Below are 14,087 nucleotides of genomic sequence, written 5' to 3'. Positions count from 1 at the left end.
GAATAAGAACCTCCGAGAACCGTATATGTTCTCCAGAGGTTCTATTTACCATGTTTAAAGACAACTGTCTCACGTGCCACAAAAAGTACGATAAGGTTGAGCGGAAGGCGCGGGCACTGTAGCGTATTCATATTGTTCAGGTGAATGGGCATAAGGAGCGGAAAGGGCAGCCAGCAGCCGTTCCATTACACGATAATCCTCTTGTTTTACTGCAGCTTCTAATGCCTCTTCGACACGATGGTTTCGCGGAATAATCGCAGGGTTATTATCTCGCATTAGCTGTTGTGAAGACGATTTTGATTCTTCTTGTCTGCTTAATCGTTCTTGCCATTTTTTATTCCAAGATGTAAATGCTTCACTTTTAAAGAAATCAGTATCTTTATTTGTATCGAAAGTTAAAGCAAGGAAAGTATTTGTATAGTCTGCACGATATTTTTCCATCGTATTTAACAGTTCTTCCATTAGTTCTTTATCTGCAGCTTCTTCATTGAATATGCCTAGTTTTGCTCGCATCCCAGCAAGCCAATGCTTCTCGTATAACGGGCCAAATTTTGAAATGGTGTTTTGAGCAATTTGAGCAGCTTGTTCTATATCTGTATGGAGAAGTGGCAATAGAGATTCTGCCAATCGTGCTAAATTCCATACCCCGATATATGGCTGGTTTCCATACGCGTATCGGCCTTGCATGTCAATGGAGCTAAATACGGTTGCTGGATTATATGTATCCATAAAGGCACAAGGGCCATAATCAATCGTTTCTCCACTAATGGTCATATTATCAGTATTCATCACACCGTGAATAAAACCAACAAGTTGCCACTTTGCAATTAAGCTAGCCTGTCGCTTTATTACTTCTTGTAGCAGTGCTAAATACGGTATTTCATGTGATTCAATATGTGGGAAATGACGTTCTATTGTATAGTCAGCCAAACTTTTTAAGTCTTCAATTGAGCGGGTAGCCGCTGCGTATTGGAATGTACCGACACGTATATGGCTACTAGCTACCCGTGTCAAAATGGCGCCTGGTAATTCTGTTTCGCGAAATATGGATTCGCCCGTTGTTGTTACGGCGAGACTGCGAGTGGTCGGAATCCCAAGTGCATACAATGCTTCGCTAATAATATATTCGCGGAGCATTGGCCCGAGTGCAGCGCGTCCATCTCCACGCCGTGAATATGGTGTTCGTCCAGAACCTTTTAACTGAATATCAAATCGTTGGCCAGAAGGTGTAATTTGTTCACTAATTAGTAGTGCACGTCCATCTCCAAGCATGTTAAAATGTCCGAACTGGTGACCTGCATATGCCTGTGCAAGAGGAGAAGCACCTTTAGGGACTTTATTACCAGCAAGTACAGCTACGCCTTCTTCACTTTTCAGCGCCTTCGGGTCTAATCCTAAAGATGTTGCTAAAGAATCGTTAAGAATCACTAACTGTGGTGCGCGTACAGGTGTTGGAAGAAGTTTTGAAAAAAATGATTCCGGTAGACGAGCATAACTATTATCAAAATTCCATCCAGTTTCTTGACGTTTTGTTTTCTTTTCCATTGTATCCCCTTTTCTCATTTTGAATTTGAATTGTTTTTCCAGTTCCTTATAGTTATGTGCAGTATATGTAAAACAATGAGGTGAAAAAACGTTTTTTGTTTATTACGCTACCTATGCACAGTACGACTTCCGTATTAAAAATAGTGAAAAAAAGAAGTGAGATGGGAGTGGAGCTGTCTATAACATCCTTCACTTCATATTGTTCTGATATTTATAGTAACACTTTTAGGCAGGACACTAAAACATAAATCCTTTTTTACTTTTCATTTCTTGTAATCCGTGTGACTTTAGTGCGTATTCAATTATTTTATTAAAAATTTCTTTATACTTGTATCCTCTTGTCACTTTTGTGAACTGATACTCATTCATAACTTGTATAAAAATTTACATAATTGATAAAGGAGCATCTTTATACTTGATAGTATCTGATCATACATAAGATTATGATTCCTTCTAATTATAATGATGGGATTATAATAATTAATTATATAGATAACTAATTATCTGCATAGAAGAAAAATATATGCAATTATTCATATTTGTATGCTTTGTCTAAAAAATCATTGTATATTTAGTTATGCAATTTTATTTTGATATATTACTAATATTGAAAGGAGAAACAAAGATGAAGAAAACAGTTGTTACATTGCTGACTGCTGGTGCAGTTTTAGGGGCACCATTTTCAACTGCTTTTGCAGAAGAACAAGCGTCACAACAAAAAATTATGGATCAAATGGAAGTCGTACAAAAAGATTGGAATGAAGAAAAAGGGAACCCTTCTTTCCTAGCGGGAGAATTATCAACTAAAAATGTACAGACTCAAACAGAAGTCGAGAAATTTTTGGAAGATAATAAAGCTTTATTTAAACTTGACCCAAAAACAGACTTGACGCTTAAAGAAGTGAAGTCAGATGATTTGGGAATGAAACACTATGTTTATACTCAATCTATTAATAAGGTACCAGTTGATGGTGCAAGATTTATGATTCATACAAATAAAGAGGGTAAAGTAACAACAGTAAATGGAAATATACACCCAGATGCTGCAGAGAATGTAAGAAAGAATACAACTGCTAAAATTTCGAAAGAAGCAGCTCTTTCAAATGCGTGGAAACATATTAATCTTACAAAAAATGACACGTTAGTCGAAGGCAATGGAAATGTATTAGATAAAGTAAAAGAAAACTTAGAATCTACAAGTGAAAAAGCTGATTTAGTCGTATATGAAAAAGAAGGAAAATATTATTTAACATTTAAAGTACAATTACAATTTGTTAAACCTTATGGAGCCAATTGGCAAATTTATGTTAACGCAGAAGATGGAACAATTGTAGATTCATATAATGCAGTTACAGATGCAGATATTGCTAAAAAAGGCTATGGTTATGGTGTGTTAGGTGACCGAAAAGAACTAAACACAACTTATAATAGTACAAAGGGAAAATACTATTTACGTGATATGACAAAGCCTATGAATGGAGGAGTCATTGAAACATTTACAGTCAACCATAGTGATGCAGATTATCCAGTTAACTACTATTTATTAGATGATGATAATGCATGGATTAATAAAAATCAAAGACCTGCGGTTGATGCTCATTATCATGCGGGAAAAGTCTATGATTATTATAAAAATGTTCATAATCGAAACAGTATTGATGGAAATGGTAAAACAATTCGTTCAGCTGTTAATTATGGAATTAATGTCAATAATGCATTTTGGAATGGACAGCAAATGATTTATGGAGATGGAGACGGTTATGAATTTATGCCACTTTCAGGTGCACTTGATGTCGTTGCTCATGAATTAACGCATGCGGTGACTCAATATTCAGCTGATTTGCAATATGTGAATCAATCAGGTGCATTAAATGAATCTTTCTCTGATGTATTTGGATATTTTGTCGATCCAAACAACTGGGATTTAGGGGAAGCTGTATATACACCTAGAGTTTCTGGAGATGCACTTCGTAGTTTATCAGACCCAGAAAAATATGGACAACCTGCTCATATGAAAGATTATCAATTTTTACCTCCTACCGAAGCAGGAGATAATGGGGGCGTACATATCAATAGCGGTATTCCAAATAAGGCGGCTTATTTAACAATTAACGCTATTGGTAAAGAAAAAGCGGAAAAAATCTATTATCGTGCTTTAACAACTTATTTAACACCAACAAGTAACTTTAAACAAGCTCGTGCAGCTTTATTACAATCTGCAGCTGATTATGATGGATATGATAGCGCAACATATAAGGCAGTAGAAAATGCTTGGAATCAAGTTGGAGTAAATTAATCTATTATTCTATTCAACTAAGATATTTTATAAAATTCAATATTAAAAATTAGAAAAAGGAATCCATCACGGATTCCTTTTTCTAATTGCGTTTTTTAGAAAGATTTTTCTTTTTAATTTTTTGCATCAAAACCCATTGGATTCTTTAATAGTATATGATTTTATCTTAAGTGGTTTCCATAATGATAAAGAAAATATCCATCCTGAATCTCCATTATCTTGATAACTGTGAACAGCTTCATATAATTTGCCGTGGTGTTCTACTTTATTGCGGAAAAGATATAAGCTTAAGTATAGGCTAGTGCCAAAACAGATAGATTAATTGTGTCATATTTGTTACATATTGGAATTCAAAAAGGTTTTATGTGTAAGAAAGGATAAATAGTATGAGGGATAAAATTTTAGCTAAAATTCTTGTTCTAGAAATGCTGTAAACATAATGTATAAGGATGTGGGAAGATGAAGATTGTGCAGAAAATTTTAATTCTAGCTGTATTTGTTTTATCTATTTGGAATTTTTCTAGTATGAATAACGTATTTGCGGACGAAGTGCAATTTTCAGGTGTGACAGCTCCTATTGGAGTAAATGTACGCGATGATAAAAATTTGGCTGGAAATATAATAGATCGTCTTCTAGGAAACCAGACTGTTTATTTTAATGGTTGGGAATATGGAGAAGCTATAAAGGATTATTGGACAGGCAATTTGGATAATCGTTGGTTTTATTTTTATAAAAATGGAAAGAAAGCGTATATTGCTTCAGCCTTTGTGAATGGAAATCCACCTGATTCCGCAGCAAACTATAAATTATATGTTCCTAATATTCAACAACAACAATCAAATTGGTGTTGGGCAGGTACTGCTGTGTCTGTTTTAAATTATTTTGGTCAACCTACTACCCAACAACAATTTGTTGGGTATGTAAAGGGAGGTTTATATAATGATCCAGCTACTTCTAGAGAAATACAACATGGTCTTGCTTATTTTGGTCTTACTTCCACAATTAGTAGTGGGGCTCTTTCTTATGATTGGTTTAAAAGCCAAATTAATAGTCATAAACCTATGATTACGCTAATTAACTGGAAAAATGGAGGGAATGTTGGACATTTTCTTGTGCTAGATGGCTATTTTAAAGGGGGAAACGGGATGGACTATATTACTTATATGGATCCTTGGTATGGCGATCACTATAATCATAACTTTGAATCATTCAAAAATAATAATAGATTTTGGTGGAATGAAACAATCCAAAATATTAGTAGAGGGTATTAAATCACAATAAGGGGGAGAATGGTTTTATGAAAAAAATACTAAAATTTGTCATTCCATGTGCGTTGTTAAGTGTTGCAATCATATGCATGAATAAAGCCTATGCAACAGATCGTCCAAAGGAAGCTCCTGAAAAGATGGCATTAAAAGATTATCAACATAGTAAACATATTTCATCGAAAGATGGAAAGCAACTTTACCAAATCAGTCAGTTCACTTCTAATTCATCTGTAGAAACATCTACATTTTTCTTTCGTGTGTATGAATCAAAACGACCACAAGATATTATAAACAGTGCTTCTAAAACAGTGTCAGAACTTTTAATACCTACAGATGAAAAATTATGGTTTATTCTGAATAGAAATAACCCGGAAGGTTTGATTTTTACAAATGATCAAGAACCTATCCGTATGGGGGGAGAGAACCGTAGTAAAGATTTATATAAAATCTATCAGTCTATCATCCAATCAAATGTAGAACAAATGAAAGAAATTGCTTATTTTGAATTTGAAGGACAAGGGTTATTTCTTGTTACTCATGAAAAAGGAGAGGAAGTATATGCTAGTGAAGGCGCTTCCTTTATTTTAGGAGTCCCATCCGGAGAGAAGCTTACCTCTAATGAAGTTATTTTAAAAATGAAAGAGAGAATTCTAGCATTTCAATCAGAAAAATGACAATGTTGTTTTAGTGTTAGTGCGAAAATTTTATAACATGTAGAAAGTATCTCTATTAGCCTGTAATTGTTTTAAGGAAATGTAAAATTGCATAAAAACTATTCTTGATAATTAACAATAACCGTAACTATAATAGTTACAGTGATTAGCTATAGAAACGAGCTACTCACATACAACAAGAATGGAGATGTTATGAAATGAAAAAAGTTATTTTAGCGAGTACGTTAGGGTTTGCAGTACTAGCAGGTGCAAATGTAGCGGGGATAGAAACAGCAAAGGTTAGTGCAGCTTCTTTAGAAACAAATACGGCTACTATGCAAGGAAATCAATTGTTACATGAGGGGGAGTATCATCCTAGTATTGAAGCATATGAATATGAGATAGGGCATGTTGTAGAAGTTTACACAGATATTACATCAGGAGTAACTTCTGTTCTTTTTGAATACACTAGTTTAAATGGTGAAACATTAGAAATGGAAGTGCAGTTACGTGAGGGACAAACATTTCATGTTGGTGATAAAGTAAGAGTGCATACAGGACATGCATTTTGGGGAATCTCTCTTGGTGGCTTTGTAGTACTTGGTGAAATCGAAAAAGTGAATGATTAAAAATCTATATAAACAATCGTCAAAAACTTGTAGTATTTCTATCAGTTTTTGATTTCTGGTTCGATGACAATGTTAAAAGATTGTAAAAGTGATATTGAAATTTTAAATTTACTGTTACTTAATTGAACTAGGGTGAGAATGGGGATGCCCTGAAATGAAGAGGAAGTTACAACATGAGTTATTTATGTAATTATGCATATTTATATCACTTTATGTATTTATAATCAAATCGCTGATAAACTATTTTATGAATTTAATAGAAAGATAATAGAAGAGGTAACGGAATGCAAAAAAAGAAAAAGTTAGTGAAAATGGGATTAACAACTGGATTTATGTTATCAGCACTTTTACCGTACGGAGAAGTGCATGCTGCAACGGAAGATTTAAAAGTTGACATGAAAGAGGATACATTTCGAACAGGTCAATTGACGTCTCCTTCTCAAAAGTCAGCCGAAAATGTAGTAAAAGATGCATTGCAAGGAAAAACAGAACAGGCATTGTCACCGAAGCAAATGAATACTGAATCTAAGGTGAATTATAATGTTACACAAAGTCGGAAATCATATGACGGTACAACTTTAGTACGTCTTCAGCAAACATATGAGGATCGTGATGTGTACGGTTACCAGCTTACGGCTCATATTGATACTGATGGTGTGCTTACTAGTGTTTCAGGTGATAGTGCTCAAAATCTACAGCAACAAGAGAGCTTGAAACAACCTATCAATTTATCAAAAGATGATGCAAAAAAACAAATTTTCCATATATATGGGAACGATCTCGTTTTTATTGAAGAACCAGAAACAAAACAAGTGGTATATGTTGATGAAAATACAGGTAAAGCAGTCAATGCGTATCAAATTAATTTTAGTGCAACTGTACCTGAATATATATCTGGTACAGTATTAATAGATGCTCAGACTGGTAATCTATTAAAAGAGATAGTTCAAAAGTCAGATATACAAGTAGATCCAAAGATTGTTCAAACGATGAAAGTGAATAAATTACAAAATTCTTCGGGACTAACAGGTACAGGAAAGGATGATTTAGGCATTAATCGCACGTTCGGAATTACAAAGCGAAGTGACGGAACATATATACTTGCGGATTATTCTCGTGGAAAAGGAATTGAAACGTATACTGCAAATTATAAAGATTATAACAATTATATGAGAAATGCCTGGGCATACCTTGATGATTTCGTTACGAGTGATTCTCAAAATTTCACAGATTCTAAAGCGGTTAGTGCACATTATTTAGCAACGAAAGTATATGATTTCTATAAAGAAAAATACGGACGAGATAGTTTTGATAACAATGGGCAAAAAGTAATTTCTGTCGTGCACGGTTGGAGATCAAATGGTTCTCGTGCGGGAGATCCTACAAAATGGTTTAATGCATTTAGTAACGGGACTATGCTTGTATATGGAGATCCGCTTGTTAAGGCCTATGATGTGGCAGGGCATGAGTTTACACATGCTGTTACAAGAAATGAATCTGGCCTTGTTTATTCCGGAGAATCTGGTGCAATTAATGAAGCCTTGTCAGATATTTTAGGTGTAGCAGTTGAAAAGTATGCAAATAACGGGAAATTCAATTGGACAATGGGAGAACAATCAGGACGTATTGTTCGCGATATGAAAAATCCATCATCCATATCTTCTAGATATCCTGAAGATTATAGACATTACAACCATTTGCCTATCGATGCTGCCCATGACCATGGAGGCGTCCATACGAATTCTAGTATTATTAATAAGGTAGCGTATCTCATTGCTAGTGGCGGTACTCATAATGGTGTAGTCGTGCAAGGGATTGGCGAAGATAAAATGTTTAATATTTTCTATTATGCAAATACAGATGAGTTAAACATGACTTCTGACTTCAAAGAATTAAAGGCAGCCTGTATTCGTGTAGCAACAAACTTATATGGTGAAAATTCAGCAGAAGTACAAGCTGTTCAACAAGCTTTCAAAGCAGCATTTATTTAATTTTTGATTTCTAACACATTAAATAAACTTTATATTATAAAAAAATAATAATAGAATACCTTCTATATGGCATTATTAAGATTGAAAAGGTAAGTTTTTATAGTATAATAACATTATATATAAATTTATTATTGTAGGAGGGATATATAATGCTTAATAATAAAAAATGGATTCGATTTGGCTTAAAGTTATTGGTTTTTCTATATGGAATTCAATTTTTTCTAGGTTACATAGAGGGGTATTATAGATCTACTACAGGGAATGAATTGGTTATTCCAGAGATTTGGAAAACAGTTCTATTAGATGCCCCTGAAGGTATACTCGTTATTTTAGGTGCAATTGCTTTATATCAATTTACTAAAACAAAACCAGAAAAAACAGCATCTATGTAAATCTGTTGTTCTTATAGTAAAAATGCATATGAATGAATATAAAAAACCTCACGATAAAGTGAGGTTTTTTTTATATTCATTCATAGCACAATATGTATAGGGAAGGTAGTTTAGTATGCTGAATCTGTTCCGTATAAAAGGATACGACCGAATTAATCAAACGTATTCGAATCGTGTCCTCCTAAAAAGGTATCATACTTATGTAGAAAGATAGACATCTGTATCGTTGTACACTTGAGAATAGCTTATCATTTTTTATCCCGCTATTTTAGGGCTCATAATCAGTGAGGGATGAAGAATTTCACTGTATTCATAATCGCATACTTTATTTTGTATACTTAGAGTTACTTGTATTTTAATATTTAAATATAATATAATAGTAAAAAATATGAATAAAAGGGGTTTTTTGCTTATGGGGATTTCTTCTAACATAAATAGTAGCACTCAAGTATTGGATCAATCGCTTGTTTTGGCTGGATTAGAAGCGAATTTAGCGATGATTGAATTTAACCTAGATAAAGAGGTAATCTGGGTAAATGAACATTTTGCACAAGCTTTAGGGTATACAGTTAATGAAATGAAAAATAAAGTTCATCAACAATTTTGCGTTCCTAATTTTGTAAATAGTAGAGAATATAATCAGCTATGGGATAATTTAAAACAAGGGATTAAGTTTCAAGAAAAAATTCAAAGAGTTACTAAAAAAGGGGAGTTAGTTTGGTTTGAAGCTACATACATTCCAATCTTGAATGAGCAGGGAGTAGTAGAGGCAGTACTAAAAATTGCGACAGACATTACACAACGTGAAAATCAAACAAGAGAAGTTGTTTCTCAGCTGAAAGATTTATCAATAGACTTAGGAAATAGAGTAAATGTTAATTCTAAGGAAAATATGGAAGCGCTTTATTCGTTGAGGGGAAAGGTTACTTTAGTAAGTGATATTGCTCAAATCATTAAAGATATTTCTGCTCAAACAAATATTTTATCTTTAAATGCAGCGATTGAAGCAGCAAGAGTAGGAGAACATGGACGGGGATTTGCAGTAGTAGCGGAGGAAGTGAGAAGATTAGCTAACAATGTGGAAGATGCAATAAAAAAAATAAATTCAAATGTAGAAAGTATCGTAAAGGGAGTAGCTACTGTTAACGATGTGAATAAAAAATTACAAGAAGAAGTGATTGATAATCAAGAGAAAATAAGTAAAACGATGGACGAGTTCGAAAAAATTGTAAATTGATGATTGAAGAATAAACTACGTTGTATCAATTATTAGCTGGAAAAAGAGCCCCAATCATAGAACGAGTAGGTAGAACTTTTCTATGAGGATAATGTGACGAAAACATAAAATGAAGTTTTTCTATTATGATTAGAAGTATACATACACTTATTTGCAATTTTGTCCATATCTAAAATAAGAGCAACTAGCAAAAAAGCGGATTGCTCTTATTTTAGGCAATAGAAGTAGGTTATATAGTAGTCATGTGAGAACTTATTTGGATCCCTTTACTATAATAAGCTACTTCTAACCGAGTGAATGCATTTTTAAGCGGTAGTTAATTTAGCATAGATAATAAAAAATACAGCTAATTCTCCTATTATTATTATGTTTGGAACGATTATTAATACATTAAAAATGAAAAAGAAGGCTAAAATGCCCAAAAATAACCCTAGATGGTAAACTTTCAAACGTTGTTGTTCATATCTATATTGATGAAAAACGATAGTAGTCGCAATAAAATAGAGCAATACGGAACCAAATGTAAAATATAAGAGAAATGAATATTGCACCTCTTGTAAAAATAATAACTTAATGGATGCGGCAATCATACTTAGTGCCATTAAAATAAAAAGATGACCGTATATAATCGTTTGGCCAGCGGTTTGGATTGACTTATTCACTTTTTTTTCGATGTTATCGAAATATTGCCACCACATGGAGATAATGAGAATAAATGAAATGATAGAAAATAAAATGGATTCCCAGTCATCCTGTTGTGGTTGTAATACAGAAAGTGTACTAATTACTGATTCTCCAAATAAAATCAGCGTCAATAAGGCAAAACGTTCCAATAAATGAGCTGTATTAGTTGGAGCCTTTACTAAATACTTCCGTCCTAAAAATGGTATCATCATGTCAAAAATAATTCCTGCATAGAGTAGAACATATCGAATCCATGAATCAAAAAACATAGAACAACACGAGATTATAATTCCAATCCAAAAGCGTGTCCCTAAAAATGAGGCTACCTTTTTTTTATAACTTGTTTCTATATTTTGAACAACAAGATATTGGATTGCTGTTAGTGCCCTAAGCCCAATATAGCCAATAAGAAAAGAAAGATAGTATGCATCAAAATCAACCGATAAACTCGATATCATAATAAGGACAAATACCATTTGAAAGATCATAAAAATGCGTTGATGAAAAAAGTCTTGTCCAAACCGATTAATAAACATTGTTTGCCCAGTCCAAGCCCACCATATAGGGATGAAAATAAGAACAAATTTTAATATGTACTCTGAATGAATCTCCCCTTTTTCAACATGATGTAATACTTCAGTAGCGGTTGCAACGGCTGCAACAAATAGTAAGTCATAAAATAGTTCTAGCCATGTAACTTTTTTTTCTTCCATGTTTGCACCTCTTTCTATGCCTATCATAGTATAAGAAATCATAAGAAATTTAAACCCTTTTTTTATATGAGATATAGAATTGGTAATAAACAGGAAAATAAGAAGGGATATGAGTTGAACCTTTCGTTTTTCGTTTATTTTTGTAGGAACTGTTAAGAGGATTTTTTAATCTGTCACGATAAGAAAAGTGATAGAAGATTTACTTTCATAATGGTTGTATTTTCAATTTAGGAATTTCATGAAGAAAATTTTTCGTTTTAATCTTAACCAAAGCCCCTTATCTAAAACATAAGAGAGCATATATCTATGCTGAGAGCCATATGTATAAGTGTTAGGCGTATCATGAAGAGTGAAGGGGGCAATCACTATGTGGGTTTACCCAAATAATTGGATTCCAACTAAGTCTGTGGAACAAATGGCAAATACAACTTATGATGTCCTGATTGTTGGAAGTGGTGCTGGTGGAGGAGCAACGCTTTATCGATTATGCGAAATGTGGAAGAAGCAAGGTGCGAAGCGTATCGGTATACTAGAAAAAGGAAATAAATTATTCCATTCACATGCGTTAAATATTCCAACCATAAATAATGATCGAATGCGTGATCAATTATGGCCTGATAATTCAACTCCTGTCGGGGAACGTTTACCTGAGTTTTCTGGTGCTAGACATACGTATGCGCTTGGCGGGAGAACTCTTTTTTGGAATGCAGGCTGCCCACGTCCACCGCTTTTTGAAATACAAAAATGGCCTATTAATCCTGGTGAAATGGATGTGTATTATCGAATAGCAGAGAAAGCTATGAATGTTACAACATCTTATGCTAAAGGATCGTCTATGCAAAATGTTTTTATGAGGCGATTATTATCAAGAGGAATTCCTGAAGCAACAGATTTTCCACTTGCTTGTGATATGAGAGGGCCTCGTTTTGGAGAAATTCATTCCAATGCTTGGTTTAGTTCTGTTTATTTTCTAGCTTACGCATTAAATGATCGGCCGTATGATTTAGCATTAAATGCATATACGACGGGTGTTTTTATTGAGAATGGAAAAGCAGTAGGTGTTAGTGTAATTACGCCTGACAAAAAAACATACAATGTACGAGCAAAAAATGTGGTAGTTTCGGCTAATACATTGGAAACACCACGTATTTTACTCAATTCAGGTATTAGTAATCAAGCAATTGGACGTTATTTAACGAACCATTCATTCCTTCTTGGAACCGGAAAAATAAGCCGGAGACAGTTCACTGATAATGTCGGTAACTTAGCTATTTTGAAGAGAGAAACAAGGAGAGCTCCTTATCAAATTCAAATATTAGGACCTGGTAAATATTTTTCATATCAACAATTTGAAGAAAAAGAACTTCCTGATGAGCTACCTATCATTTTTGCGACTTTTGGTAGAGTAGAATCCCGTGCTGAAAACAGAGTGTTTATAGACTCTTCTGCGCGAGATCAATACGGTGTTCTACTGAATCAAGTTAACTTTTCTTATAATGATAGAGATAAAGCAGTAATAAATCAAATGCGTCAAGGAATTATACAGTCAGCCCAGGCTATGGAAGTAAGATTAGATGGAGAACCTACTTTCTATCCACCAGGATCTGATGTTCATGAATCTTGTACATGTCGGATGGGGAATGATCCTGGAACGTCAGCTACTAATAGTGTTGGTCAAATTCATGGAGTTCAAGGTCTTTATATAGCTGATAACAGTGTTCTTCCATCACTTGCGGCTGCTAACCCTACTCTTTCCACTGTTGCTTTAGCAATAAGAACGGCGGATTATATTGTTCGGCAGATTGGTTAATGAGAATGGGGGAGTATGAGCGGTGGGTTCGGAATAAACTATTCGCCTCCTTTCACTGTTGCAAGGTACACAACGACTACGAAGTAATTCTTTTAGATAATGAGCGAGATGCAAGATAGAGTGTAGAAATTTATCCCGCTATTTGAGGGCAGTAAGGCTCCCACCTCAAAATTCAGCGAAAGCAAAGAAGTTAGATGGGAGTAGGACTGCTTGTAAAAGCCTGATTGGTGAGGGCTGAGAATCGGTGGGGAATGAAGAAAACCCCACTAATTAAAGTTTCACTGTATAGAACTGCAAAATGAATTGATATATAAGTTGAATTCAGAAAAATTAATCTCTTTAGTCGAACATTATGTAATTATTTATACTGGGGTAGTAAGAAAATTTTTAAATTTAAAAAGAAAGCCTTCGTTTGTTTTGTGCCATATGGGTCTTTGTTTGCGAAAAACAGTAATTGTACTTACTCCATATTATAAGAACTTGAATAGAATAAAGCATGAAAAACTTTTGGAGGAGGCTATCATTTTGCAGAATAGACATTTTAACTTTCAAGATTCTGGACAATTTTTGGTACAAAATGAACATAATGGTACCGACTATACACCGCAGTTATATTCTTACCCAATACCCCAACGATCTGATTATCATTTGTATTATGATCCATCTTACAATCCTTATTATCTCTATCCCTCATACCATACTCCTTATTCTTATGGATATAATGATAGAAGGGGATATAAAGGTGGGTTTGGGAGTGGCCTTGATAATGCTGGTTACTTTGAAGACTATGATGGTGAATATGCATGGGATTTTGAATGATTTTTTATCATCTTAACCGAGAAACCCTTTCCTCTAAACGAAGTGAAGG

At 34.1% G+C, this 14,087-nt stretch carries 11 protein-coding genes and 1 pseudogene; 10 read left to right on the top strand and 2 right to left on the bottom strand.

The genetic code is table 11. The features are described from left to right. Positions 1–69: 69 nt before the first annotated feature. Positions 70–1,545, bottom strand: a complete 1,476-nt coding sequence (locus MR058_RS07510) for a protein adenylyltransferase SelO (RefSeq protein WP_242143373.1) — start codon at positions 1,543–1,545, stop codon at positions 70–72. A 625-nt stretch (positions 1,546–2,170) separates the two neighbouring features. On the opposite strand from MR058_RS07510, the gene MR058_RS07505 reads away from it, so the two are divergent. The 8 genes and pseudogenes from MR058_RS07505 to MR058_RS23630 all read left to right on the top strand — a co-directional run bounded on the left by MR058_RS07505 (position 2,171) and on the right by MR058_RS23630 (position 10,012). Next, positions 2,171–3,841, top strand: coding sequence for a M4 family metallopeptidase (locus tag MR058_RS07505; protein ID WP_242143372.1), 1,671 nt, complete (start codon positions 2,171–2,173; stop codon positions 3,839–3,841). Positions 3,842–4,366: 525 nt separating this feature from the next. After that, complete coding sequence (locus MR058_RS07500) at positions 4,367–5,113, top strand: papain-like cysteine protease family protein (RefSeq protein ID WP_396021432.1); 747 nt, start codon at positions 4,367–4,369, stop codon at positions 5,111–5,113. Between the two features lie 26 nt (positions 5,114–5,139). Beyond that, positions 5,140–5,784, top strand: a complete 645-nt coding sequence (locus MR058_RS07495; RefSeq protein ID WP_242143370.1) for a hypothetical protein — start codon at positions 5,140–5,142, stop codon at positions 5,782–5,784. A gap of 197 nt (positions 5,785–5,981) precedes the next feature. Continuing rightward, on the top strand, positions 5,982–6,392 hold the full coding sequence (locus tag MR058_RS07490; RefSeq protein WP_242143369.1) for a hypothetical protein: 411 nt from the start codon (positions 5,982–5,984) through the stop codon (positions 6,390–6,392). Positions 6,393–6,676: 284 nt separating this feature from the next. Continuing rightward, positions 6,677–8,383, top strand: a complete 1,707-nt coding sequence (locus MR058_RS07485) for a M4 family metallopeptidase (protein WP_242143368.1) — start codon at positions 6,677–6,679, stop codon at positions 8,381–8,383. 149 nt (positions 8,384–8,532) lie between these two features. Continuing rightward, positions 8,533–8,775, top strand: a complete 243-nt coding sequence (locus MR058_RS07480; RefSeq protein WP_242143367.1) for a DUF3937 family protein — start codon at positions 8,533–8,535, stop codon at positions 8,773–8,775. Positions 8,776–9,163: 388 nt separating this feature from the next. Then, positions 9,164–9,586, top strand: a pseudogene (locus MR058_RS23635) (PAS domain-containing protein); the annotation flags it as partial. Positions 9,587–9,685: 99 nt separating this feature from the next. Continuing rightward, positions 9,686–10,012: a methyl-accepting chemotaxis protein gene (locus MR058_RS23630; protein WP_396021431.1), complete on the top strand. Its 327-nt coding sequence runs from the start codon at positions 9,686–9,688 to the stop codon at positions 10,010–10,012. Between the two features lie 305 nt (positions 10,013–10,317). Here the strand turns inward: MR058_RS23630 and MR058_RS07470 are convergent, their stop codons facing one another. After that, positions 10,318–11,409, bottom strand: a complete 1,092-nt coding sequence (locus tag MR058_RS07470; RefSeq protein ID WP_242143365.1) for a low temperature requirement protein A — start codon at positions 11,407–11,409, stop codon at positions 10,318–10,320. 367 nt (positions 11,410–11,776) lie between these two features. Between MR058_RS07470 and MR058_RS07465 the strand changes: the two genes are divergently transcribed. Then, positions 11,777–13,219 carry a GMC oxidoreductase gene (locus tag MR058_RS07465; protein ID WP_242143364.1) on the top strand — a complete coding sequence of 481 codons (1,443 nt, stop codon included), beginning with the start codon at positions 11,777–11,779 and terminating at the stop codon, positions 13,217–13,219. A gap of 525 nt (positions 13,220–13,744) precedes the next feature. Continuing rightward, the gene (locus MR058_RS07460; protein ID WP_242143363.1) at positions 13,745–14,038 is read left to right on the top strand and encodes a hypothetical protein; all 294 of its coding nucleotides are present in this window, start codon (positions 13,745–13,747) and stop codon (positions 14,036–14,038) included. The last annotated feature ends 49 nt before the right edge of the window (positions 14,039–14,087 follow it).

The sequence above is a fragment of the Bacillus cereus group sp. BfR-BA-01430 genome (genome assembly GCF_022663115.1).
Taxonomy (GTDB): Bacteria; Bacillota; Bacilli; order Bacillales; family Bacillaceae_G; genus Bacillus_A; species Bacillus_A cereus_BD.
This window is presented reverse-complemented; position numbering and strand designations above follow the sequence as displayed.